The 25610-nt window shown below is 30.6% G+C and carries 23 protein-coding genes, 5 tRNA genes and 1 pseudogene; 25 read left to right on the top strand and 4 right to left on the bottom strand.

The annotated features are described in order from the left end of the window. Both K354_RS15110 and K354_RS0109290 read left to right on the top strand, forming a co-directional pair. Nucleotides 1-242, top strand: a pseudogene (locus K354_RS15110) (OprD family outer membrane porin); the annotation flags it as partial. Between the two features lie 115 nt (nucleotides 243-357). Continuing rightward, nucleotides 358-1068 (top strand): winged helix-turn-helix domain-containing protein, encoded by a 711-nt coding sequence (locus K354_RS0109290; RefSeq protein ID WP_024955227.1) that lies wholly within the window; start codon nucleotides 358-360, stop codon nucleotides 1066-1068. Between the two features lie 2 nt (nucleotides 1069-1070). Here the strand turns inward: K354_RS0109290 and K354_RS14725 are convergent, their stop codons facing one another. Next, nucleotides 1071-4460, bottom strand: a complete 3390-nt coding sequence (locus tag K354_RS14725; RefSeq protein WP_024955228.1) for a diguanylate cyclase domain-containing protein — start codon at nucleotides 4458-4460, stop codon at nucleotides 1071-1073. 134 nt (nucleotides 4461-4594) lie between these two features. Between K354_RS14725 and K354_RS0109300 the strand changes: the two genes are divergently transcribed. Genes K354_RS0109300 through K354_RS0109315 form a run of 4 tightly spaced genes read left to right on the top strand, consistent with a single transcriptional unit; the run spans nucleotide 4595 to nucleotide 9407 of the window. After that, nucleotides 4595-6751: a type I secretion system permease/ATPase gene (locus tag K354_RS0109300; protein ID WP_024955229.1), complete on the top strand. Its 2157-nt coding sequence runs from the start codon at nucleotides 4595-4597 to the stop codon at nucleotides 6749-6751. Next, nucleotides 6748-8139 carry an HlyD family type I secretion periplasmic adaptor subunit gene (locus K354_RS0109305; protein WP_024955230.1) on the top strand — a complete coding sequence of 464 codons (1392 nt, stop codon included), beginning with the start codon at nucleotides 6748-6750 and terminating at the stop codon, nucleotides 8137-8139. Before K354_RS0109300 ends, K354_RS0109305 begins: the two co-directional genes overlap by 4 nt. Before the next feature lie 3 nt (nucleotides 8140-8142). Beyond that, the gene (locus K354_RS0109310) at nucleotides 8143-8733 is read left to right on the top strand and encodes a response regulator transcription factor (protein WP_024955231.1); all 591 of its coding nucleotides are present in this window, start codon (nucleotides 8143-8145) and stop codon (nucleotides 8731-8733) included. Between the two features lie 59 nt (nucleotides 8734-8792). Further along, nucleotides 8793-9407, top strand: coding sequence for a hypothetical protein (locus tag K354_RS0109315; protein WP_024955232.1), 615 nt, complete (start codon nucleotides 8793-8795; stop codon nucleotides 9405-9407). Between the two features lie 16 nt (nucleotides 9408-9423). Here the strand turns inward: K354_RS0109315 and K354_RS0109320 are convergent, their stop codons facing one another. Further along, a complete protein-coding gene (locus tag K354_RS0109320; RefSeq protein WP_024955233.1) occupies nucleotides 9424-10821 on the bottom strand; it encodes a PepSY-associated TM helix domain-containing protein in 1398 nt (465 codons plus the stop codon). A 144-nt stretch (nucleotides 10822-10965) separates the two neighbouring features. Here K354_RS0109320 and K354_RS14730 point away from each other — a divergent pair, with 144 nt between their 5' ends. From K354_RS14730 to K354_RS0109370, 9 genes are all read left to right on the top strand, one after another. Then, the gene (locus K354_RS14730; RefSeq protein WP_051505420.1) at nucleotides 10966-11616 is read left to right on the top strand and encodes a transglutaminase-like cysteine peptidase; all 651 of its coding nucleotides are present in this window, start codon (nucleotides 10966-10968) and stop codon (nucleotides 11614-11616) included. A gap of 228 nt (nucleotides 11617-11844) precedes the next feature. Next, nucleotides 11845-12066 carry a ribbon-helix-helix protein, CopG family gene (locus K354_RS0109330; RefSeq protein WP_024955235.1) on the top strand — a complete coding sequence of 74 codons (222 nt, stop codon included), beginning with the start codon at nucleotides 11845-11847 and terminating at the stop codon, nucleotides 12064-12066. Then, nucleotides 12035-12718, top strand: coding sequence for a hypothetical protein (locus tag K354_RS0109335; protein WP_245600601.1), 684 nt, complete (start codon nucleotides 12035-12037; stop codon nucleotides 12716-12718). Before K354_RS0109330 ends, K354_RS0109335 begins: the two co-directional genes overlap by 32 nt. A gap of 87 nt (nucleotides 12719-12805) precedes the next feature. Then, nucleotides 12806-13933, top strand: coding sequence for a branched-chain amino acid ABC transporter substrate-binding protein (locus K354_RS0109340; protein WP_024955237.1), 1128 nt, complete (start codon nucleotides 12806-12808; stop codon nucleotides 13931-13933). Between the two features lie 21 nt (nucleotides 13934-13954). After that, complete coding sequence (locus K354_RS0109345; RefSeq protein ID WP_024955238.1) at nucleotides 13955-14857, top strand: branched-chain amino acid ABC transporter permease; 903 nt, start codon at nucleotides 13955-13957, stop codon at nucleotides 14855-14857. Between the two features lie 94 nt (nucleotides 14858-14951). Beyond that, nucleotides 14952-15899 (top strand): branched-chain amino acid ABC transporter permease, encoded by a 948-nt coding sequence (locus tag K354_RS0109355; protein WP_024955239.1) that lies wholly within the window; start codon nucleotides 14952-14954, stop codon nucleotides 15897-15899. Then, nucleotides 15896-16678 carry an ABC transporter ATP-binding protein gene (locus K354_RS0109360; RefSeq protein WP_024955240.1) on the top strand — a complete coding sequence of 261 codons (783 nt, stop codon included), beginning with the start codon at nucleotides 15896-15898 and terminating at the stop codon, nucleotides 16676-16678. Before K354_RS0109355 ends, K354_RS0109360 begins: the two co-directional genes overlap by 4 nt. Continuing rightward, on the top strand, nucleotides 16678-17400 hold the full coding sequence (locus K354_RS0109365; protein ID WP_024955241.1) for an ABC transporter ATP-binding protein: 723 nt from the start codon (nucleotides 16678-16680) through the stop codon (nucleotides 17398-17400). Before K354_RS0109360 ends, K354_RS0109365 begins: the two co-directional genes overlap by 1 nt. A gap of 122 nt (nucleotides 17401-17522) precedes the next feature. Next, nucleotides 17523-21122 carry a proline dehydrogenase family protein gene (locus K354_RS0109370; protein WP_024955242.1) on the top strand — a complete coding sequence of 1200 codons (3600 nt, stop codon included), beginning with the start codon at nucleotides 17523-17525 and terminating at the stop codon, nucleotides 21120-21122. A 31-nt stretch (nucleotides 21123-21153) separates the two neighbouring features. Here the strand turns inward: K354_RS0109370 and K354_RS0109375 are convergent, their stop codons facing one another. Both K354_RS0109375 and K354_RS0109380 read right to left on the bottom strand, forming a co-directional pair. Next, the gene (locus tag K354_RS0109375) at nucleotides 21154-21432 is read right to left on the bottom strand and encodes a hypothetical protein (RefSeq protein WP_037940594.1); all 279 of its coding nucleotides are present in this window, start codon (nucleotides 21430-21432) and stop codon (nucleotides 21154-21156) included. Between the two features lie 37 nt (nucleotides 21433-21469). Continuing rightward, complete coding sequence (locus K354_RS0109380) at nucleotides 21470-22213, bottom strand: YaaA family protein (protein ID WP_024955244.1); 744 nt, start codon at nucleotides 22211-22213, stop codon at nucleotides 21470-21472. Nucleotides 22214-22320: 107 nt separating this feature from the next. Here K354_RS0109380 and K354_RS0109385 point away from each other — a divergent pair. The 10 genes from K354_RS0109385 to rplK all read left to right on the top strand — a co-directional run bounded on the left by K354_RS0109385 (nucleotide 22321) and on the right by rplK (nucleotide 25608). Continuing rightward, nucleotides 22321-22396: transfer RNA gene (locus tag K354_RS0109385), tRNA-Thr, on the top strand. Nucleotides 22397-22458: 62 nt separating this feature from the next. Continuing rightward, nucleotides 22459-22544, top strand: a tRNA-Tyr gene (locus K354_RS0109390). A gap of 10 nt (nucleotides 22545-22554) precedes the next feature. Beyond that, nucleotides 22555-22630, top strand: a tRNA-Gly gene (locus K354_RS0109395). A gap of 140 nt (nucleotides 22631-22770) precedes the next feature. Then, nucleotides 22771-22845: transfer RNA gene (locus K354_RS0109400), tRNA-Thr, on the top strand. A 70-nt stretch (nucleotides 22846-22915) separates the two neighbouring features. After that, nucleotides 22916-24115: an elongation factor Tu gene (tuf, locus tag K354_RS0109405; RefSeq protein ID WP_024955245.1), complete on the top strand. Its 1200-nt coding sequence runs from the start codon at nucleotides 22916-22918 to the stop codon at nucleotides 24113-24115. A gap of 50 nt (nucleotides 24116-24165) precedes the next feature. After that, complete coding sequence (gene rpmG / locus K354_RS0109410) at nucleotides 24166-24324, top strand: 50S ribosomal protein L33 (RefSeq protein ID WP_024955246.1); 159 nt, start codon at nucleotides 24166-24168, stop codon at nucleotides 24322-24324. 33 nt (nucleotides 24325-24357) lie between these two features. Further along, nucleotides 24358-24433, top strand: a tRNA-Trp gene (locus K354_RS0109415). A 19-nt stretch (nucleotides 24434-24452) separates the two neighbouring features. Beyond that, nucleotides 24453-24632 carry a preprotein translocase subunit SecE gene (gene secE, locus K354_RS0109420; RefSeq protein ID WP_024955247.1) on the top strand — a complete coding sequence of 60 codons (180 nt, stop codon included), beginning with the start codon at nucleotides 24453-24455 and terminating at the stop codon, nucleotides 24630-24632. Between the two features lie 5 nt (nucleotides 24633-24637). After that, nucleotides 24638-25171, top strand: a complete 534-nt coding sequence (gene nusG, locus K354_RS0109425; RefSeq protein ID WP_024955248.1) for a transcription termination/antitermination protein NusG — start codon at nucleotides 24638-24640, stop codon at nucleotides 25169-25171. Between the two features lie 11 nt (nucleotides 25172-25182). After that, nucleotides 25183-25608 (top strand): 50S ribosomal protein L11, encoded by a 426-nt coding sequence (rplK, locus tag K354_RS0109430; RefSeq protein ID WP_024955249.1) that lies wholly within the window; start codon nucleotides 25183-25185, stop codon nucleotides 25606-25608. Nucleotides 25609-25610 lie beyond the last annotated feature (2 nt).

Genomic DNA, 25610 nt, shown 5'->3' on the forward strand with positions numbered 1-25610 from the left:
CGATCTATAACTTTGGTGTAAAAGGCCTTAGTACTCGTTTTAAAATTGCACATTTTGAGCAAGATAATGATGGTAAATTCGATGATACAGATGAAATCAATATGGATATTAAATATGCATTTAGTGGAGCATTTAAAGGATTAAGTACTCGTCTATGGGCTGGATATACTTCATATGATGATGATAATGCAGATGATGATGACTTTACTAACTTACGTTTTTATGTAAAGTATAACTTCTAATACATTAAAGATTTACAACTCCTTGAAAATATTGGAGCTTTGCCTATCATGGTAAAGCTCCTTTTTTATTAAAGATAAAATAGATAAAATAACTAAAATAGATAAGGCTTAGATTATGAAAATATTACTTCTTGAACCAGATTATGATCTTGGACAAGGTCTTATAGAAACTATGAATTCACACCGTCATACTATAGAGGTAAAACATCTTTTAAAAGAAGAAGAAATTTTTCAGGAAGTTTCTTTTTTGCATGAGTACTCTCTTTTTATCCTTAATTTAAAAGATCCTACAGACACACGTGCTAAACGGCATCTAAGAAAAAATGGAGGTATTGCCCCTATATTACTTATCTTAGAAAAAACAATAGATCCAAAAATGCTACAAAATGTTTATTATCTTTCTTATGCACATATTATTTATAAAGATTTTTGTTATTCAGAGATTATCTTTCCGATTTATAAGTTATGTAATGTATGGAATGATGATATCTTTTTTTTATCTAAAACATCTTATTTTGATTTTAAGAATTTAATATTTATCAGTGATGAGAATGAAGTATATTTAGGGAAAAAAGAGGCACTTTTATTAAAATTTCTTTTTTTAAAATCACCTTATCCTGTTTCTCATGATGAAATTGTTTATTATGTATATGATAATGAAATAGTAACGCAAGAGAGTGTTAGGTCTTTAGTCCGATATCTAAGACAAAAACTTCCATCTGAAATGATTGAAACAGTCAAGGGATGTGGTTATAGACTTTTATACTATAATAGTGATGCCCATAATGTTTTGAATATGAAATCAAATGATAACAAAAACGAATAAACTTAGTGCTTTTTAACACACACTTTATTTCTTCCACTTTCTTTTGCTTTATAGAGTAACTCATCAGCTTCTTGATATAAGAGCTCTTCATCATAGATAGATTGTGCTTTGGTTATAACTAATCCAAAAGAGGCAGTAACATATAAACTAGCACTATTCTTTTCATGAGCTATATGTAGATTTTCTACATTAGCACGAATTGTTTCTAAAAATTTTTCAGCTTTATCAGGTTCTAATCCTCTTAGAAGTATTCCAAATTCTTCACCACCCAATCTAAAAAAGTAGTCATCTGCTCTATGAAGTAAAGCTTGAATTGCTTTTGAAGTTTCTCTAAGCACATCATCTCCTGCTACATGGCCATAAGTATCATTGTAAAGTTTAAAATAATCTATATCCATTAAAGCAAAACATATATACTCATTTTCACGTTTTGCACTATTTATGAGTTCCGGTAACTTTTGATTAAAATATCTTCTGTTATAGGCTTGTGTTAACTCATCTGTTATAGATATTTCTTCAAGTTTTTTTCTGTAAGTGATGTCATTTCTTATAGAGGTATAGCCTATTTTGTTATTTTTATCATCATATATAGTAGATATTTTTGTATCTACCCAGTATTTTTCTCCATTTTTTCTTTTATTTTTTATTTCTCCTTGCCATGTTCCAGTTTTTTGTATAGTGTCCCACATATTTTTAAAAAAATCTTTAGTCATATCTTGGTGACGGACTATAGAGTGAGTTTTTTTAATTAATTCTTTTTTTGAATAACCAGAAATTTCACAAAAAGCTGTAGAAACTTTAGTTATTCTTCCTTTTAAATCAGTAGTAGAAGAGATAATATGTTGATCCATTAAATCAAGATTAGCTTGAAGTTGTTGTTCTATTTTTTTTCTATAAGATATTTCAATATTGAGTTTTCTATTAGTTCTTAAAATAACAAAGAGTATAAGAAAAAAGAGTGTAGCAATCCCACCAAGCCACTTAAATATTGTATTATATTGTATTGTATTATCATAATTTAGTGATATCCATTTATCTGCTATTTTTTGATATTCATAATTAGGAATCAAATTGATAGATTTATTTAATATAGTTAAAAGATAAGGTGCATCATTTCTAACTCCTATAGATAAATTCCATATGTCATTAAGTTTTCTAGCTATTTTTAATTGGCCAACATAATTCTTTTGTATCTGATAAGCTATAGGAGCGAGAGTTCCTATAAAACCAAATAGTTTGTTTTTGTTTACTAGTTTTAATCCTTCACTTTCATTTTTAACTTCAACAAATTGTAGGTTTTGGTATTTGTTTTTTAACATATTTAAATAATCATGTCCTTGAGTAATGCCTATTTTTTTATTTTTTATTTGGTTGATATTATTGATAAATGGTGTTTCTATTTTGGTTGCAAGAACAAAAGGCAATTTTAAATAAGGAATCGAGAAGTTTAAATACTGCTTTTTTGTATCAGTAGGCGCAATCATAGAGATAATGTCACATTTTCTTTTTTTGCTAAATTCTAATGATTCATCCCATGTTGTTGTTTTGACTAATTTAATAGGTCTATTTAAACTTTTTTCTATTAAAGATATATATTCAGCAGTAATTCCTATGTGTTTATTATTTTCGATTTTTTCATAAGGCATCCAATTAGGATTAATACACATGTTGATAATTTTTTTTTCGCTAATATATACTTTTTCATTATTACTGAGTTTTAGCATTGCAGATGTATCTTTTTCATTCATCCATCTATTTTTTATTTTTTGTATTTCATCATATGCTAATTGAGAATGAGATTTTTCCAATATAGATTTTAAAAGTGCTTTAGATTTAGGGACACCTATGTATAAACTTGTAGTCGTAGGTATTTTTAATCCTTCTATTTGTCCAGACTGTAAAGTATTTAACCAATTTTTTTGTATATAATAATTGGCTGTAGGAAGACTTCCTATGTAAGCATCAGCTTTATTTGTCAAAAGAGCATTTAGTCCTTCAAGTGAATTTTTTATTTGCAAAAATCTAATGGATGGAAAATTTTTGTGTAAATGTGAATCTAAAAAAGTACCTTTTGCTACAGCTAAGGTTTTATTAGTAAGTTGTTTCATATTGGTATAGATATTTGTTTGTTTAGAGACTAAACCAGTTGAAAAATTAATATAATCAAAATCAGTAAATAATATAGATTTTTTTCTATCTTCATTTATCCCAATATGAGGGATGACATCTATTTCTGCTTTTTTTAACATTTGTAAAAATTCTGCCCATGTTTTACCTGATACTATTTTGATTTTAAGACCAGCTATTTTAGCAAGCATATTTATGTAATCTATACTATAGCCTTTTTGTTTATTGTTCTCAATATAACTAAAAGGAGGATAATCTCTCATACCAGCTACTTCTATCACTGGGTTGTTTTTTATATATTTTATTTCTTCTTCACTAAACATTTGTCGTTTTTTGTTAAAGTTTTGAAATATGTATTCTGATACTGGAATATCATTTTTGATAAGTCCATACTCTTGGTATAAATTTAATGTATATTTCAGTCTTCCTTCATCAAATGTTCCCAATGGAGTAGTTTTTGGCTGGATTATTTGTTCTATTGCATTAGCTTCATACCTTAAATGTTCAATAGATTTATTTTTTGCATATTTATTTTTTATTAATTGGATGATTTCTTCTTTATGGTTAAGGGCATATTCCCAACCTTTGAGTGTAGCTTCCTTAAATTTTAATACTCTATCAGGATGGTTTCTTGCTTCTTTTTCATTTGTAATAAGCATATCGCCATAAAGATCTAAACCATAATTTGATGGATTAATAATATTTAAATCTATACCTTTTTCCTTAAAATAAAAAGGCTCATTTGTTAAGTAGCCCGCATACGTGTCAGTAATGCCTTTCATTAGAAGGGTATAGTCTGTTTTTTGTTTTATTCTAATTAGATTAGGTTTTACATTTAACTTTTTAAACATAGCCAATAAACCAAAGCCATCGGTATCTTTATTGTAAAAAATTGTTTTTTTATTATTAAGTTTATAAGGAGAGTCAATACCACTACTTTTTAAGCTAAGTAAAACACTAGGAGAGTGTTGAAATATAGGACTTACAATAACTACAGGCTCTTTTTTTGCTCTATAAAGTAAAATTACAGAATCTGCTATGCCGTACTGTGCTTCATCATCTATTACTTGTTGAATGTTGTTATATTTTAAATCTCTTTGTTTGATTTGCACATCCAAGCCAACTTCTTGGTAAAAACCTTTTTCTTTAGCAGCATAATATCCAGCAAACTGAAATTGATGTAACCATTTTAATTGAAGAGTAATTTTTTCATAAGAATGTGCAAAAGTAAATAAAAAAAATATTAAAATGAGTATTTTTGACATCCTTTTACTCCTTAAATAAATATTATACATCTATTTATTTTTTTAATCAAATTATGTTAAAAAAAACATTTAATTAGTATTTTGTAAATATTAGGATAAAATTATCGATAATATATCGATAAGGAACTATTTCAATGCCCTTCACTAAATTAAAAGAGATAAAAGATCCATTGTTAGAGTGTTTAGTGATTTTTACAAAACTTCACAATAAACCCTATAGTGCAGAAGCTTTAACCGAAGGACTTCCTGTCAGTGGAGGTTCTAATAGTATTGAATTGTTTTCAACAGAAGGCTCAAAAGCACTTTTCTCAAGAGCAGCAAAAAGAGCAGGTTTCACATCAACTTTAATCAAAAAAAGTTTAAAAGATATTTCACCCCTTGTTCTTCCTTGTATTCTTATTTTAAAGGGGAGAAAAGCGTGTATCTTAGAAGAATTTGATGTAGTATCAAATACTGTAAAAATAATATACCCAGATATGCCAAGTAGTGAAAACTGGGTAGATATGGAGATGTTAGAAGAACAGTATTTAGGATATGTATTTTATTTAAAAAAAGAGTTTGTCTCAGAAGATAGGACAAAAACTCATTTGATCGATAAAGATAATGTACATTGGTTTTGGGGTACTTTAAAACGTTCACGTGATATTTATAGAGATGTTATTATAGCTTCTTTGGTAATAAATATATTTGTTTTGGCAAGTCCACTTTTTACTATGAATGTTTATGATAGAGTTGTTCCAAATAATGCTACAGATACGCTTTGGGTATTAGCAATAGGTGTTATTGTTATATACATTATTGATCTTTTTTTAAAACTTACGAGAGCATACTTTTTAGAAATAGCTGGAAAAAAGAGTGATATTATAATGTCTTCTATACTTTTTGAAAAAGTATTAGATTTACAAATGGCAAGTCGTCCTAAGTCGATAGGTTCTTTTGCAAATAACCTAAAAGAGTTTGACTCAATAAGGTCATTTTTTACTTCTACAACAATAGCTGCTTTAGTTGATTTACCTTTTACCATTATCTTTTTAAGTGTTATATATTTTATTGCAGGGAGTATTGTTTTTGTACCTATTCTAATCTCTTGTATTATCATCACATATATGTTTTTTGTAAAAGAGCCTCTTCAAAAAAGTATAGAGAGTACTTACGAAGCATCTGCAATTAAAAATGGAATTTTAATTGAGACATTAGGAGGCATAGAAACTGTAAAAACTATGAGTGGAAGTGGTTTAGCTCAATGGAACTGGGAAGAAGCTACAGGAGAAATTGCCAACAGAAGTGTAAAATCAAAAATTCTTACAAGTTCTATTAACACGGTAACAGCTTTCTTAGTACAATTAAATACCGTTATAGTTATAGTTATTGGTGTTTATATGATCAAACAGATGGATTTGACTATGGGTGGTTTGATTGCTGCTGTTATACTTTCTTCTCGTGCAATTGCTCCAATGGGTCAAGTTGTGGGATTGGCCGCAAGTTACGAGCAGACAAAAACAGCGTATAAGACAGTAGATAATATTATGCAAATGCCAGTAGAGAGACCTGAAGGTAAAAAGTTTGTAAGAAGAGATAGTATGAAAGGTGAAATAGAGTTTAAAGATGTTGATTTTTCATATCCTGATGCTCAAAATGGAGCTTTAAATAAAGTGTCATTTAAAATAACAGCTGGTGAAAAAGTGGGGATTATTGGGAAAAATGGTTCAGGTAAAACAACTATAGAAAAGTTAATGTTAGGACTTTATGCACCGGATGAAGGTGCAATACTTGTTGATGGTATAGATATAAACCAAATTGATCCCGTTGATTTGAGAAAAAACATAGGATATGTTCCACAAGATGTAGTTTTATTTAATGGAACAGTTAAAGAAAATATAGTCTATAAATATCCTGCTATTGATGATGCTTCTATACTTAAAGCAGCGAAGATAAGTGGAACAGATGAGTTTATAAATTCACATCCTTTAGGTTTTGATATGCCAGTATATGAAAGAGGAGAAGGGATATCTGGAGGACAAAGGCAAAGTATAGCCATTGCACGAGCTTTTTTACTTGACTCTCCAATAGTCATTTTAGATGAACCAACGAACTCTTTGGATAATACAACAGAGATGAAAATAAGAGGGCTTTTAAAAGAAAACATACAAGAAAAAACAGTTATTCTAGTTACACACAAAAGTTCATTACTTTCACTTGTAGATAGATTGATTGTGATGGATGGTGGAAAAGTAGTGATGGATGGTAAAAAGGATAAGATACTCATGCAACTTCAAAGAGGTGCAAAATGAGTATAGAAAATGAAAATAAAGCTATAAATACAGCACAAAATTTATCAAGAGTATTAAAAAAAGATTTACATAAAAGTAAGTTTGACGTTCATGATTTAAAATATATGTCAAGTTTAAGTGAAGCAGTTTTGCAAAAATCTCCAAGAAGGTCTAAGTATATTTTATGGCTCATTGCTCTTTCTATAGGTTGGCTAATATTTTGGGCAAGTCAAGCAGAGCTTGATGAATTGACAAGAGGTGAAGGGAAAATTATACCATCACATCAACTTCAAGTGGTCCAAAATTTAGAAGGTGGTATAGTTTCAGATATACTAATCAAAGAAGGTGATATTGTTAAACAAGGGCAAGTTATCCTAAAAATAAATAATACAAATTTTGCTAGTTCATATGAAGAGGGGAAATTAAAATTAGATGAATTAAAAGCAAAATTTTTAAGACTTGATGCTGAAGCTAATGAATTAAAATCTTTTAACTATGATAAGACAAAAACATCAAAACAGATAGAATATGAAAAAAGTTTATATGATAGCAATAAAGAACAGCTAACTAAATCTTTAGATGTTATAAAAGAACAGATAACACAGAAAAATCAGGAGCTTTCTGAGTTATATGCAAAAATAAAACAAGAGCAAAATACTTTGAAACTGATGGAAGAAGAAGTAGCCATCACAGAACCACTTGTTAAAAGGGGTTTAGTTTCAGAAGTTGAATTTTTACAATTAAGAAGACAGTTAAATGGAGTAAAAGGGGATTTAGAGGCTTCGACTTTGTCTATTCCTAGATTAAAATCACAAATTATAGAATTTAATAATAAAATATCAGAAATAAAACTTGAATATAAAAATAAAGCAAAAGAAGAGTTAAATAAAGTCGTTGCAGAGATATCGAGAATAACAGAAACAAATACTGCCTTGAGCGATCGTGTAAAAAGAACATTAGTACGCTCTCCTGTTGATGGAACAGTCCAGCAGCTTTTTATAAATACCATAGGAGGAGTTATTCAACCTGGAATGGATTTAGTTGAGATTGTTCCTGCACAAGATACTCTTTTAGTAGAGGCAAAAATAAAACCGTCAGATATAGCATTTTTAAGACCTCATTTAGATGCTATGGTAAAGTTTAGTGCATATGATTTTGCCATTCATGGTGGTTTAAATGGTAAAGTGACCAATATTAGTGCTGATACTATTAAAGATGAAAAAGATGAGAGTTATTACCAAGTTAGGATTAAAACAGATAAAAATCATTTAGGAAGTGAAGAAAAGCCTCTGCCAATTATTGTAGGGATGACTGTTAGTGTTGATATTATAACAGGGAAAAAAACTGTTTTGGATTATTTACTTAAGCCTATTTTGAAAGCTAAACAAAGTGCATTAAGAGAGAGATAAAGTTTGAAAATTATTAGTTTTTCTAACAATAAAGAGTATATAAAAAGATACCCTAATTTTTTACATATAAAGAGTGAAGATGAGTTAGAAATAGAAGATGATTTTATATTTGTTGTAGAGATAGCAAATATAAAATATAATGAAGAAGAGTTTTATGCATATGTAAATGACATATCTACATGTAAAGGAATATTTTGTCTTACATGTAAACCAAATTTTACAGAAGGTTCTCACCTTCTTAATCTTGGAATAAAAGGTTATGGTAATTTACATATGTCACAAGTACATATGCAAGATGCTTTGAATACTATAGAAAATGGTAATGTATGGTTATATCCAGAATTTGTCCAACTTATGATAAAAAGTTTTAGTAAAAACATACATGAAGTAAATCATAAAGAACTTGATTTACTATCATTGAGAGAACAAGAAATAGCAAGTTTGGTAAAAGAAGGATTAAGTAATAAAGAAATAGCACAACAGGCTAATATAACAGAAAGAACGGTAAAGGCACATATGAGTTCTATTTTTACTAAGTTACATGTAAAAGATAGGGTGGCTTTAGTTATAAAACTTAGTACTAATGTACAATAGAAAAAAAGTTTAAAATTTGATAATATTTATAAAATATAAATTTATGGATGGGATTTAAAATGAGTTTAGAAGTAGCTTTTGTAAAAAGTATAACTGGTAATGTTAGTGTGGTTGATGGCATTACAGATATTCAAAGAGATATAAAAGCTGGCGATGAATTATTTTTAAATGATACTATTACTCCTGTTGATGCAACCTCAAGTATAGTAATAGCCATAAATGGAAGAGAAGATATAACACTTAATTCAAATGAAAGTTTATTTTTAGATAAAAGTGTTATAGATATTCAAAGTTTTTCTGATGAAGCAGTTGTTTCTAGTGGAAGTGTAGAAGAATTTGTAGCAACACTTAATGTTGATTTTGAAACAAATATACTGTTTGAAAGTGATGACTTAGACTTTTCAAATGAACATCTTTTTGGACAAGAAGTTGAACATAATCCTACAAGTAGTTTAAATATAAATGATATTATTGAAATGCCAAATGCAGAAACAAAAATCTTTCATGATGATACGCAAGAGGTATCATTAAATCAAGTTGATTGGATAAAACAAGATGATAAAGTTTTTGAAGATGGACACTCTTTTGATGTTTATACAAAAGATATAGGTGGACATGAAGTGACAACACTATGGATAGAAGATGATATATCGGTCTTTTATAATCATAGCTGAGGTCACTTCATATAAGTTATGAAAAAAACTGTTTTATTGAAGGCATCTTAGATAATATAAAAATATCTAAAGCTAAAACTATTATTAAGCTAATCCCTACTAGTGGGAAAAATAAAGATAAAAACAACATTATAGCCATAGCATTTTTCCAATGAGGAAGTTTTGTTGGCTCACTTGGTGCACACAATCTAAAACCTGCATTATTTGGTCTTCTTTTCCACCATACAATAACTCCAGAGATAGTAAGAACTATGATTGATAAACAAATTAGAGTATTGATAATAAGGTTCCAAATTGTCACTAATCCCATATGAATAGGGATAGAAACAGCCATTGTTTTACCAGCAATAGAGTAGTCATCAAAAGTGATCTTTGCCAATACTTTTCCTGTATAACGGTCTACATGTACTGTTTTATCAGCAAAAGGATTTTTAGCATCGCCATTCATAGTATCTTGATTTATAGTCCATACACCTTTTTCACCTTTAGGAAAAGAAATTCTATATCTTCCTTTAAAACCTATTCTTTGTGCTAGATTATTAATACTAGTAAGATTGATATTTTCACCTTTAAGTGTCCCTAAAGTACCTTTACTTGAACCAGAAGCAGGCAGAGGTGTTTTTTCAATTGCCCAAGGAATACCAGATGATGGACTATGATTTAAAGATGCATGGGTTACATCTGATAGAGGTATTTTATCCCATTTTTGTGCAGGAAAAGTACTCCATGTTTGGAAAAGTTTTCCTCCCCAAACTCCTGTCCATGCCATACCTGAGAGTAAAAATAGAAGAAAAAATATAGAAACATACACGCCTAAAGTCATATGAAATTCTTTCCAAAAGCCTTGAGTACTAGAAAATAATTTTGGTATTAATGACAAAGTTATTTTTTTATTTCTAGGCCACCACAAATACATACCAGTAATAATCAAAATAATTGCAAAACCTGCTGCTATTTCTAAAATTCTATCACCAAGTGTTCCTAGTAACAAATCACTATGAATACTATCTGTAAGATCATAGAGTCCTTGTCTTCGTAACCAATGATTGATTATTTCTCCTGTATATGGATTAATTGCTACTAGTGTTTGCTTTTTGTGAGTATCTACTAAACGAAATACATTGACTTTATTAGCATCTGAAGCTTTTATCCACTCTACTAATTTAGATTGAGGATTTGAAGATAAAGCAATATCTGATTGTTTATTTATACTAAGAGTAACAGTATCTTTAGGTATAGAAACTTTTATATTCTCACCATCTCGTCCATCAAAATAACCAATATACATCATCATCATTCCTGTTACCGCTAAAATAAGCATAAAAGGTGTTACAAATAATCCAGCATAAAAATGCCAGCGCCAAACGGCTTTATAAAATTGGTTCTTTTCTTTAACATTTAGATCTTTTTTCATTAATAATTTTCCTTTGTGTAGATCAAAAGTATTTTTAGGTGCAAAGGTTATCTAAGAATTGTTAATTATGCGTTAATTATCACTAAACAATTAACTTCCTAATAATGTATAATAGAAGAGCTAAGAATATATATGAGGTTAAAGATGAATTTACAAATTATAATTAAAATACTTTTCTTTTTAGTTCTTTGTTTAACAAATATAAATTCAGCGGAGTTCTATCTTAATCCTTATTTTGAAAAAAAGATACAAAAAGATACAAAAAGTTTTCATATTTTAAAAAACTATGTTGCTTTTATGAATACTCTTGTCAATTTAGATAAAAACTCACAAATACAAAAAATCAATACGTATCTAAATGCTATTATTCCTAGATATGATGCTTATAATTATAAAAATGAAGAATACTGGGCAACACCTTTTGAGTTTTTATCACGAGGTGGTGGAGACTGTGAAGATTATGTTATTGCTAAGAGATATTCTTTAAAAAAATTAGGTTTTTCAACAAAAGATATGTATCTTAGTGTAGTCAAAGAAAAATATACAGGAGGTGATCATATGGTTTTGAGTTTACATGTAAACAAAAACAGCCCACCCTTAGTGTTAGATAATCTTAGTACAAAGGTACTTTCTTTCGATAAAAGAGTAGATTTAAAGTTAAATTTTATGTTTAATGATTTTGAGTTTTTTACTTTAAAAGATTACAAAACTTTTATTAAAATCAATAAAATAAATCTTCCTGCATATGAAAAAATGAAAACTAGAGATAATCAAGAATTAATTCTAAAAAGATAATTTTGTTACCTTCTGTAACTATTACAAAATTGTCATATGGCTGACAAAAATGAAACAAAAGTTAAATAACCCTATGATATAGGTATCTTTTATAAAAATTTAATAAATTTAACACTTAATTGTTATAGTAAAATTATTTTTTAAGTTCTGTATTAAAAAACTAATACTATATTACTAGCATCAAAGGTAGTACTTTTAGTATTCCTTTATAAGAATTAGAGGTTTATTTTGGCAAAACAAAAATTTGATAGAGAAGTTATTAAAAATGTTATTGAGAAGAGTAAAACTAAACGTAAGATTGCTCAATTAACTATAAAAATAGATTCAAGACTAGATGATGCATTAGTGAAATTAGCTAAAGCTTTAAACATTTCAAAGAATAAACTTATAGAAGAGACTCTTTTTGAAAGTGGAATCATTGAAGAAGTTGAAGAAAATTACTATGATTAAATTTCCAGCACAAGAAGTTGTTATTAAGGCTTTGTTAAATGGTATGATGAAAGCAGTAAATAATTTTCTTGTATGGACCAATAATAGACTTTTTTTGTCCCATGGTCCTCATAAAATTATATCAATACATGTAGCGCAGGAAATAGCAACAATAGACAATGCACCGGAGATTTTTATAGATGCTACTATTGCTGATATTTTAAGATGTTCTTTAAATGATAGAGAAGCTTATAAAGAGTATATGCATGAAAAACAATTATCTCAAGGAAGTTTTGATATTACTTTAGATGATAGATTTGAGCATAAAAATAATAACGATTCTATTTCAAGAGTAATTGTCACAGTAAAAAATGGTGTAAGAAATGCAAAACAAGAACACTTAAATGAGATAGAGAAAATTTGCAAAATGTTAGATAGAAAGAATAGTGATGATTCAACATTAGATTATGGAGTGTTTGCGTTTTATTCTGATTTATCAAATAATGCAAGAAAAAAACTTCATAAAAGATTGCCAGAGATTGAAAAAAAATTTGATGAAGTGGTGAAAAATTTTTCTTCTTTAAAATCAAAATTTATTCACAATGAAATACAAAGTATAGCTGATAGCGGAGAATGGGTTGTAGGTTGTTATGTTATAGAGCCTGTGAATTAACTGAGTTTTTTTAAGATACCACTAGGTATTTTAAAAAAGCTTGGAAGCAATTTTAAAGCTCTTCGAGTAAAATTCAAAGGAGAATAGATGAGAAAAATATTACCAAAGTTAGCTGCATCAGCAGTAGTTTGTGCGGCATTAGTAACAGCAGGAAGTGCTGCTGATGTTATTAAAATCGGTGTACAAGCACCTATTACTGGAAAGTATGCAAATGAAGGTCAAAGTATTGATAATGGGGTAAGACTTGTTATTGAACAACTCAATGCGAAGGGTGGAGTTTTAGGAAAACAAATCGAAGTTATCAGTTGTGATGATGAAGGAAAAGCTCAAAAAGCAGCTATTTGTGCAAGAAAACTTGTAAATGAAAAAGTACTTGCTGTAATTGGCTCATATACTTCAGGTGCAACAGAAGCAGCTCAAACAACTTATTATAGAAATAAAACTTTGCAAACAAGTGATGGGACAAGTGATAGTTTAACAAAACATAAATATTGGACATTTTTTAGAAATTCATTTCAAAATAGTGCACAAGCAGATTTTACAGCGAAATATTTAGTAAAAGAAAAAGGCTATAAAAAGATTGTTGTTCTTTCTGATTATTCTTCTTATGCAGTTGGTCTAGCTGATTCAGCAGCAAAATCAATTAAAGCAGAAGGTGGAAATTTAATTTATCAAGGTAAAATCAAGTCAGGAACACAAAATTTTACTGCAGTTTTAACAAAAATCAAATCAATGAAACCAGATGCTATTTATTTTAGTGGATATTATACAGATGGTGGTTTGTTACGTGCGCAACAACAACAATTAGGAATTGATGCTGCATTTATTGGTGGTGATTCAAATGATAATCCAGATTTTATGAAATTAGCTGGAAAAAGTGCAAAAGGTACTCTACTTGTAAATTTCCCAACACCAGATTTTCTTCCTTATGATGCTGCAAAAAAGTTCTTAAAAGACTACAATGCTAAATATGGTATGGCTCCAGCTTCAGTTTGGGCACTAATGAATATTGATGGACTTAAAGCTATTATTTATGCAGCTGAGCAAACAAAAAGTTTTGACACTAAAAAAATAAGTGATTATTTACATACACTAAAAGATTTCCCAGGAATTACAGGTCCAGTATCATTTAGAGATGATGGTGAAAGAATTAATACTAAATTTAATGTTTATGAAATTCAAGCAGATAATAGCTATAAAATTGTAAATAAATAATTTAAAACGAAAGTGTAATAAATGGATATATTTCTTCAACAACTTGTCAATGGTTTGACAATAGGAAGTCTATATGCTTTAGTTGCCTTGGGTTATACGATGGTCTACGGGGTTATGAAGTTAATTAACTTTGCCCACGGAGACCTCGTGGCCTTATCAGCTTTTGCAGGACTTACAGTTTATACAAATATTTTTGCTGATGGAGGTACTTCCATCATTGCAGTTATCACAGTATTTATGTTTACTGCAGCAATTATTGCGGTAGTTGGTGTTCTTCTTGAACGTCTTGCTTACAGGCCTTTACGAACGGCACCACGTCTTAGTGCAGTTGTTTCTGCTTTAGGAGCTGGCCTTGTGATTCAAAATGCTATTATGTTAATTTGGGGACCAAATATGAAAATATTCCCTTCAGATTTATTTCCGTCTACTATTTGGGATATTAATGGTGTTGTTGTAACATTTACACAACTTATGATTTTAGGAATATCTTCTGTTTTAATGATAGCTCTTTATCTTTTTATTAATAAAACAAAAATGGGAACAGCAATTCGTGCAGTTGCTATAGATCAAGATGCTGCTAAACTTATGGGTATCAATGTTAATAAAATCATTATGATTATATTTGTTATTGGTTCTGCTCTTGGTGCAGTTGCTGGACTTTTTATCGGAATTTACTATAGAGGTATTACTTTTGATATGGGATGGATGTATGGTTTAAGTGCATTTGTTGCAGCTATTATTGGTGGTATTGGTAATATCCCAGGAGCTATGTTTGGTGGTCTTATGTTAGGATTATTTAATGCACTTATTAGTGGTTATATTTCTAGTGCTTGGGCTGAAACATTTACATTTATTCTTCTTATTATTGTTCTAATTTTTAGACCAACAGGAATACTTGGCGAAAAAGTGGCGGAGAAGGTGTAATGAAAAATTTATTAAATTTTACTCTTTCTAAGAGAAAAGCTTTAGTGCGAGGAATTTCTTTGGGTACTTGTTCGCAAAGAAAGGAGACAGTAAAATGAGTAAAACAAATATGATAGCACTAGGCTTTTTAGTTATTATGGGAGTTTTTCCTTTTTTTGCTGATTCTGCTTGGTTAGCAGTTGGAACAACATTTCTTGTCTTTTCTGTAGTTGCTTTTTCACAAGATATTATTTTGGGCCGTGCAGGGGCATTTCATATGGGACATGCTGCATTTTTTGGAATAGGTGCTTATACAACAGCTATTTTAAATACACATTTTGGATGGCCTATTTTAGCGACTTGGGCACCAGCAGTTATACTTCCAATGACAGTAGCACTTATAACAATTTCTCCAATTATACATTTAAGAGGAGATTATCTTTTAGTTGCTACTATTGGTATAAATATCATTTTTATTCAAGTATTGGAAAATGATTTATTTGGATTAACTGGTGGACCAAATGGAATTTTTGGAATAGATGTTGTAAGAGTTTTTGGATTTGAATTTTTTGAACAAACCCATATGTATTATATGGCTTTTATACTTTTAGGTATAACGCTGTTTATTATGAAAAGTTTAGATGGAAGCAAATTTGGTCGTGCAATGTTTTATATCAATAAAGATGACGTTGCAGCTCAAAGTATGGGTATAAATATAAGATATTATAAAATGTATGCTTTTGCTATTGGTGCTGGAATTGCTGGAGCTGCTGGAAGTATGTTCTCAGTACAATATTCAGCAGTTAGTCCTGAAGCATTTAATGTACTGCAATCAATAATGTTTTTTACTATTGTTCTTGTTGGTGGTTCAGCTTCACTTCCTGGAGTTTTAATAGGAACATTTGTTATGTTTGTTCTTCCTGAAATTTTCCGTGAATTTGAAACAGCACGTTATTTAGTATTTGGACTAGCGATGATTTTAACAATGATTTTAAGACCTCGTGGTATTTGGCCAGTTAAATTTGGCAATATACCAGCATTCTTGAAAAAGGATGTGAAATGAGTCAATATTTATTAGAAATAAAAAATGTTTCAAAATTTTTCTCTGGACTTACAGCAATTGACGCTTTAAATCTTAAGGTAAAAAAAGGTCAGATTTATGGCATTATTGGACCAAATGGAGCAGGTAAAACAACACTTTTTAACTGTATAACAGGAATATATACTCCTGAAGAAGGTGAAATTTTATGGAATGGTAAAGAGATAAAAGGAACAGCTCCTGATAAGATTGCTGCACTTGGGATTTTAAGAACATTTCAAACAATTAGACTATTTGCTGAGATGAGTGTCGCTGAGAATATTATGTCAGGACGCCATATAAAATCTAACCAAAAGTGGTACAACGGCATAATACCAACACCTGCATATTATAAAGATGAAAAGTATAACTGGGAAAAAGTTGGTGAATATATGGAGCTTTTTGGACTTAGTGAATATGCAACAACACCAGCAGGTGATTTATCTTATGGTGTGCAAAGAAAAATTGAGATGGCAAGAGCATTAGCTGCTGAGCCAGAACTTTTGATACTTGATGAACCTGCAGCTGGACTTAATGAGAATGAAACAAAAGAGTTAGCAGAAATTATTCGTAAGATTCAAGATATGGGTGTCACAATTATGATGATTGAGCATGACATGGATATGGTTATGAGCTTATGTGAGTACATGACAGTTATTAATTTTGGAGCTTGGATATGCGATGGAATTCCTGAACATGTTCAAGATAATCCCGCAGTAATTGAAGCCTATATTGGTGTTGAAGATGAAGATGAGGATGAATAATGGTTGATCATGAAATACTATTAGAAGTAAAAAAATTACATGTAGGTTATGGTGCTATTAAAGCTATTAAAGGTATTGATCTATTTGTAAAAAAAGGAGAAGTTGTAACTATTTTGGGTGCAAATGGTGCAGGAAAAACTACAACTTTAAGAACAATAAGTGGTCTTTTAAAATCAACAGAAGGTTCTATCTTATTTGACAAGGGTGAAATAACAAATACGGCTGCTCATGATATAGTATCACTTGGTATGAGCCATTCTCCTGAGGGAAGGAAAGTTTTTGGAACATTGAGTGTTGAAGAAAATCTTCTTATGGGAGCATATACGTTAAAAAGTCATGATGCGGAAACATTGGCTTGGATTTACAAAATATTGCCAAGACTCAAAGAAAGAGAAAAACAGTTAGCTGGAACATTGAGTGGTGGTGAGCAGCAAATGCTTGCTATTGGTCGTGCTATTATGAGTAAACCAAAACTTTTGATTTTGGATGAACCAAGTCTTGGTTTGGCTCCTGTTTTAGTAAAAGGTATATTTAAAGCAATTAAAGAAATTAGTGAAAATGGTGTAACAGTTCTGATTGTAGAACAAAATGCAAAAGCAGCATTAAAGCTAGCTGATCGTGGTTATGTATTGGAACTTGGAAAAATAACTCATGAAGGAAGTAGTGAAGAATTACTTAATTCAAAAGTTATACAAGAGGCATATTTAGGTAAGAAAAAGTAGTATAAATTGACCGTTTACCCATTAAGGGTAGACGGTTTTTTTTTCACATTTTCTATAATTTTTAAAAAGTACTACTTTTAGTACTACTAAAATTTAAAATAATAAACTTATAAGGAAAAAATATGGAAAACAACGAAATTGTAATGAATCGATCAATCGATTTGGCGGAAAAGTGGCAAAAAAGAGCGACTGAGAAAATTAGTGATTTTGAAAAGAATTTTCATAAAAAAATGCAAAAAATGTTTGCTCGTCCTATGGATAAAGTTCTTTTAATTGATTTAATGGATCAAAGTTTTAGAACAAAAAATAATTCTAGAGTAGCAGATCAAGTAGAGTATATCTTTACAAAGTATGGTATGGCAACATTTTTTACGACGCCTGAAAAGTTTTTAATATTTTTATTTAGAAATATTGGTATTTATCTGCCAGATATCTCTGTTCCTTTATTTATTAAAAGTGTAAGAGATGATACTGATACAGTAGTACTGAAAGGTGAAGATAAACTTTTAAATGCACATCTTCAAAAGAGAAAAAGCGAGGGTACTAGAGTAAATTTAAATATGATTGGTGAGGTTGTTCTTGGTGAAGAAGAAGCTCAAGAGAGAATAGAAAAATACGTAAATATACTTGAAAATCCAAATATTGACTATATGTCTATCAAAATTTCAACTCTTTTTTCACAAATTAATCCAGTATCTTATGAAAATACAGTTGATGAGTTTGTAGAAAGACTTTCAAAAATCTTTGCTCAAGCAAAAAAATACTCTTTTACAAATGTAAAAGGTGAATTAGAAAATAAATTTATCAATTTAGATATGGAAGAGTATAGAGATCTTTCACTTACATTTGAAACATTTATAAGAGTTTTAGAAAAACCAGAATTTAAAGATTTTAAAGCAGGTATTGTTCTTCAAGCATATCTTCCTGATTCTCATTTATGGCAAGTTAAACTAACTGATTGGGCTAAAGAGAGAGTTAAAAATGGTGGAGCTCCAATTAAAATTCGTTTGGTTAAAGGTGCAAATATGGAAATGGAAGAGACTGAAGCAGGACTTCGTCATTGGGAAACTTGTCCATACACCAAAAAATTAGATACTGATAGTAATTATAAAATAATGCTTGAGTATGCACTGCAACCTGAAAATGCCCCATATGTAAATCTTGGAGTTGCTTCTCATAATCTTTTTGAGTTAGCATATGGTTATGAGACAGCAAAAGCAAATAATGTTATAGAGTATTTTTCAATGGAAATGCTTGAAGGTATGAGTGAATCTGCTAGAGTAGCTATTAAAGAGCTTAGTGGTGAAGTTATTCTTTATGGACCAGCTGCTAAAAAAGAACAATTTACAAATGCAATTGCATACCTTGTAAGAAGATTTGATGAAAATACAGGTACTGAAAATTTTATCCGTTATTCATTTGGATTAGAAGCTGGAAGTGCTGATTGGGAAATGTTAAAAGAACAATTTATTGCTTCTTTTGAAAATAAGAAAAATATTTTTATTGGTGCAAAAAGAAAACAAGATAGACTTACTGAAAATTGGGATAATTTTAAAGGGAGTAGTTTTGAGACTAAAGAGTATCATGGAGAAGCTGATACCGATTTTATTTTACCTCCAAATAAACAGTGGGCAAAAGATATTCGTACAAAATGGATGAAAAAAGCAGGAGAAGAAGTAGCAACTGCTCCAGTTATTATTGGTGGGGTTGATTTAATTGATAAAAGAGACATAAAAGAAGTTAAAGATAAATCTCAATTAAAAGAGGGTGTAATTTGTGGTAAGTACGCAGTGCCAACTGCTGAAGATTTAAAAAAAGCAGTTGAAGTAGCAAAAGCTGATCCAGACGGATGGAGAAGTGCTACTCATGAATATCGTCATGAAATGCTTTGTAAAGTTGCAAATGAAGTAAGGAAAAAAAGAGCAGATTTAATAGGTATAGCTTCAGCAGAAGTTGGTAAAATTATCACAGAAACAGATGTTGAAGTAAGTGAAGCGATAGATTTTCTAGAGTTTTATGCACATAGTATAGACCATTTTAGTCAATATAAAAATTTAAAGTTTAAAGGTAGAGGTGTAGGTGTTATTACTCCTCCTTGGAACTTTCCTGTAGCGATTCCTGTTGGTGGTATAAGTGCTGCTCTTGCAGCTGGAAATACAGTTATCGTAAAACCAGCCTCTGTAGCCGCTCTTTGTGCATATGAGCTTTGTAAGTGTTATTGGGATGCAGGAATTAGCAAAAATGTATTACAATATGCTCCAGCTCCAGGTGCACTTGCAGGGAAACATTTGATTGAAAATCCTGATGTTGATTTTGTCATTTTAACTGGTGGAGAAGATACTGCTTATTCTATGTTAGAAGCTCGTCCAAATTTATACTTAACAGCAGAAACTGGTGGAAAAGATGCAACTATAGTTACAGCTATGAGTGATCGTGAGCAAGCTATTAAAAATGTAATAGCAAGTGCTTTTAACAATAGTGGCCAAAAATGTTCAGCAACTTCTTTATTAGTTCTTGAAGAAGAAGTATATAATGACCCAAGTTTCAAATCAGCCTTAAAAGATGCAGCAGCAAGTGTAGAAGTAGGTTCTGTTTGGAACTATGTCAATAGAATAGGAACATTAGCAAATCCAGTGAGTGGAAATCTAAAAAAAGCGATAGAAACACTTGAGCCTGGCGAAGAGTGGTTACTAAAACCAACATATGCTGAAGACAATGAGTATATGTTAAAACCTGCTATTAAATGGGGCGTAAAAGAGGGAAGTTTTTGCCATATGAATGAACTTTTTGGACCAGTTCTTTCTGTAATGAAAGCAAAAGATTTAAAGCATGCAATAGACATTGTTAATCAAACAGGTTACGGATTGACTTCGGGAATAGAATCATTAGATGCTAGAGAAACTGATTATTGGAGAGAAAATCTCAATGCAGGTAATTTATATATAAATCGTGGAACAACAGGTGCAATTGTACTTCGTCAACCATTTGGTGGTATGGGAAAATCTGCAATAGGAGCAGGAAGAAAAGCAGGAGTTTATAGTTATGTCACTCAGTTTATGGATTTTGAAGAAGTTAGTGTACCAAAAGTAGATAAAAAACATTTTCATCCATTAGTTGACATTGTAGATGCATGGAAAAAGGAAACAAATAAAGGTATACATGTAGCTTTTAAAAATGAGTTTTCTAAAATAGAGAGTGCCTTACAAAGTTATTTGAAGAATTACAAAGAAGAATTTGATGTTGAACATGATTATTTTAAACTTCGTGGAGAAGATAATGTTTTTAGATATCTTCCATTAGACAAAGTAGCAGTTCGTGTAAGTGAAAGTGATACTTTGTTTGAAGTATTAGGAAGAATCATGGCCGCTCGTGTAAGTGGGGTATCTTTACATGTAAGTATTGATGCAACAGTTGAAAATAATGTAGTGTCATTTATATATGAAAATAAAGATACTCTTTTAAAATCAACAGATGTACTTATTCGAGAAAATGAAAATGAGTTTGTTCAATGTTTTTCTAACGTAGATAGAATAATATATTCAGACATTTCAAAAGTTAGCGATTTTGTGTTTGCTGAGGCTGCAAAGTTAGCAAAATTTATTGTAAGAGGGCAAACAATGATGGAAGGAAGATTAGAACTTCTAAATTACTTTCAAGAGCAAAGTATTTCGCATAGTTATCATAGATATGGAAATATAGGAGTAAGAGCATTAGAAAAGTAATAGAGTGTTATTAGAGTAAGGGAGAAATCCCTTACTTTAATTCTTCAATCATAGCTTGATTAAGATCTAGTATTTTTTTATTTTTAGTAATACCTGTTTTATTTTTTGTTATATTAGTTTTGTTTACAGTAATACTTGATTTATTATCTTCTATACCATCTTTGTTTATTTTAATTTTTTCTTTATTTTCCTCGATTTGCTCTCTATTTAATTCTATTAATTTAGTCAACGTATCAACACGTTTTTCATATTTGTTGATAAGATAATAAATGATATAGATTAAAATCGCAACGATAACCCACTGTAGCATAATTATTCTCCTTAAAAGTTTTTATAATTGTACTCTTTTATTCGCTAATTTTAAAGACATATTCTTTTTTTAATTTTTTTTCTATAATTTCTTCTATATTTAGAGCTGAAAAATTGATATTTTCAAACTCTTCTATAGTATTTGGTTGGTATTTTGCTAATTCTCTTAAAACTATACCTCTATAAGCTTTTGCCCAATGGCTAACAACCTTACCATTTTTTATAAATTTCATTGTTATATGTTCTTTTTTTATAGTATAAAATTTTTCATAAAAACCTGCTCTTAAATCTATAATCAAATCATTACCTATATAATGGTCTATTGCATCAGTGAATTTTTCTTTATAAAATAGCTCAGGTTTTAGACCATTTATTGTGGATCCTTGTTTAAATTTATAGTATGGAATTTCATCTTTTGCTAAAATAGGTCCAAAGAGGTTAGAAAAAATAAGAGTGTTATCGTAAATCCAGTTTTGATTTTCTTGTGATAATGTATCAAAATTTAAATATTTATAAGCAACACCTGTATATCTTTGAATAGCTTTACATGTAGAAGACGAAAATAAATTTAATTGTTGAAGTTTTGTACACTCTTTTTCATCTTTAATTCCAAAGACCTTTTGTAATTCCGGCAGAGTAGCATTGTTTAAAAAATCCGTAAATTTTTTAAGAATAGATAATCTATCTTCAAAATTTCTTGGAAAAGATAATGACTTGTCACTGAATGATATAGAGCCTGAAATATCGGACTTTGCTTCACTTGGGGAGAATAAGATTTTCATTTTTCAACCTTTAGTCTGTAAATATTTTAGTATTTTAACTAAAAATATTAAAAAAACCATTGACATTGTATTTCTTTTGAGATATAATTTCACCTCACAAACAAGGTGCTGGTGTAGCTCAGTTGGTAGAGCAGCTGTCTTGTAAACAGCAGGTCGGCGGTTCAAGTCCGTTCACCAGCTCCATTTTGTTGTGTACATGTAACAGTGTTTGACCAGGAATAAAATGGTAATGCATTAAAAAATAGGGTGAGATACTCAAGTGGCCAACGAGGGCAGACTGTAAATCTGCTGATTTTTATCTTCGAAGGTTCGAATCCTTCTCTCACCACCATTAATTTAATGCGGGAGTAACTCAGTGGCTAGAGTTCCTGCCTTCCAAGCAGGTTGTCGCGAGTTCGAATCTCGTCTCCCGCTCCAAGATTTTATTTAGCTGGGAGCTGTTGAATTTTTTCTGCTATTACTTAATAACTACAGAAACAGTTCAGTGGACTCACTCTTTGCCTATGAAATCATTTGTTACAATTTGTTGCTATGATGTGCTATGCATTATGCATTATGCTCATATGGCTCAGAGGTAGAGCACTTCCTTGGTAAGGAAGAGGTCGAGGGTTCAAGTCCCTCTATGAGCTCCATAAATGTTGTCTAAATAAAAGACTTTGAACTAAAATAAAAATAAAAATAAAAACTCATACGGAGGAAGATATGGCTAAGGAAAAATTCGAGAGAACCAAACCTCATGTTAACATAGGTACTATAGGTCACGTTGATCATGGTAAAACTACACTTACAGCAGCAATTTCAGCGGTACTTGCATCAAAAGGTCTTGCAGACTTTAAAGATTTTGATGGTATTGATAATGCTCCTGAAGAAAGAGAGCGTGGTATTACTATCGCTACTTCACACATCGAATACGAAACAGAAGGTCGTCACTACGCACATGTAGATTGTCCAGGCCATGCTGATTACGTTAAAAATATGATTACTGGTGCTGCACAAATGGATGGTGCTATCTTAGTTGTTTCTGCAGCTGATGGTCCTATGCCTCAAACTCGTGAGCATATCCTTCTTTCTCGCCAAGTTGGTGTTCCATATATCGTTGTTTTCATGAACAAAGCTGATATGGTTGATGATGAAGAATTATTAGAGTTAGTTGAAATGGAAATTAGAGAATTACTTTCTGAATATGATTTCCCAGGTGACGATATTCCTATCGTAGCTGGTTCAGCTCTTAAAGCTCTTGAAGAAGCTAAAGCTGGAACAGTTGGTGAGTGGGGCGAAAAAATCATGTCTCTTATGGCTGAAGTTGATGCTTATATTCCAGAACCAACTAGAGAAACAGATAAAGAATTTTTAATGCCAGTTGAAGATGTTTTCTCAATTTCAGGTCGTGGTACAGTTGTAACAGGTAGAATTGAAAGAGGCGTTGTAAAAGTTGGTGAAACAATTGAAATCGTAGGTATCAAAGATACTCAAACTACTACTGTAACTGGTGTTGAAATGTTCCGTAAAGAAATGGAACAAGGTGAAGCTGGTGATAACTGTGGTATTTTACTACGTGGTACTAAAAAAGAAGAAGTTGAAAGAGGTATGGTTCTTTGTAAGCCAGGCTCAATCACTCCTCATACACAATTTACAGCTGAAATCTATGTATTAAGTAAAGACGAGGGTGGTAGACATACTCCTTTCTTTAATAACTATAGACCACAATTTTATGTAAGAACAACAGACGTTACAGGTTCAATCACATTACCAGAAGGTACTGAGATGGTTATGCCTGGTGATAACGTAAAAATTTCTGTAGAATTGATCGCACCGATCGCTATGGAAGAAGGTACTAGATTTGCTATCCGTGAAGGTGGTAGAACTGTTGGTGCTGGTGTTGTTTCTTCAATCGAAAAATAATTAAAAGCAAACAGGGAAGAGTAATCTTCCTTTTTTATAAGGCAAGTTAAATGACTATTAAAATAGGATTAAAGTGTACTGAGTGTGGTGATATTAACTACACAACAACAAAAAATTCTAAGACAAATACTGAAAAGTTTGAAGCTAAGAAGTATTGTCCAAGATTAAAGAAACATACAGTTCACAAAGAAGTAAAACTAAAAAGTTAATTATTTCCCTCAAAAGAGGGAAATAATATAATTAGGGCAGTAGCTCCAACGGTAGAGCACTGGGTTCCAAACCCAGGTGCTGGGGGTTCGAATCCCTCCTGCCCTGCCACTATTCAAGGTGAAACATTATGGAAAAATTGGTAACTTATTATAATCATTCAAAAGCTGAGCTATCTAAAGTTATTTTCCCAATTAAAGAACAGATTAGAAATGCTTTTATATCTGTTTTTGTTGTTGTTACTGTGGTATCACTGTTTCTTGCACTAATTGATGTGATTATGTCATATTCTTTATCTTCATTGATATAAGGAATATTATGGATCACAGATGGTATGCAATCCAGACTTATGCTGGAAGTGAACAAGCAGTTAAAAGAGCAATCGAAGAGATTGTTGTTAACAACTCAATTGAGGAAAAACTTAAAGAGATCATCGTTCCGACTGAAGATGTGATTGAAGTTAAAAATGGTAAGAAAAAAATTACTGAAAGAAGTCTTTATCCTGGTTATGCATTTGCACATCTAGATCTTGACACAAGACTTTGGCATATGATTCAATCTTTGCCTAAAGTTGGTCGTTTTATTGGTGAGTCTAAAAAGCCTACACCATTAAGTGAAAAAGATATTCAGTTAATTTTAGAAAAAGCAGAGAAAAAAGGTGCACCAAAACCAAAAATCTTCTTCGAAACAGGAGAGAGCGTTAGGATTACAGAAGGTCCATTCGCTAACTTTACGGGTGCAGTTGAAGAGTATGATATGGAACATGGAAAATTAAGATTAAATGTTTTAATCTTTGGTAGAAGTACACCAGTAGAGATACTCTATTCACAAGTAGAAAAAATAGTTTAAAGGATATTTAAATGGCTAAGAAAGTAACTGGCGAAATAAAATTACAAATTGCTGCCGGTAAAGCAAATCCATCACCACCAGTTGGTCCAGCTCTTGGGCAAAAAGGTGTTAATATTATGGAATTTTGTAAAGCATTTAACGAAAAAACAAAAGATATGATGGGTTTTAATATTCCTGTTATTATTACTGTTTATGCAGATAGAAGTTTTACATTTATTACAAAACAACCACCAGCAACTGATTTAATCAAAAAAGCATCAGGTATCAAAAAAGGTACTGATAACCCATTGAAAAATAAAGTAGGAACATTAACAAAAGCTCAAGTATTAGATATTGTAGAGCAAAAAATTGTTGATTTAAATACTAATGATAAAGAACAAGCAGCTAAAATTATTGCTGGTTCTGCAAGAAGTATGGGCGTAGAAATAGTAGATTAATT

Origin of the sequence: Sulfurospirillum arcachonense DSM 9755 (genome assembly GCF_000597725.1) — a bacterium.
GTDB lineage: Bacteria > Campylobacterota > Campylobacteria > Campylobacterales > Sulfurospirillaceae > Sulfurospirillum_A > Sulfurospirillum_A arcachonense.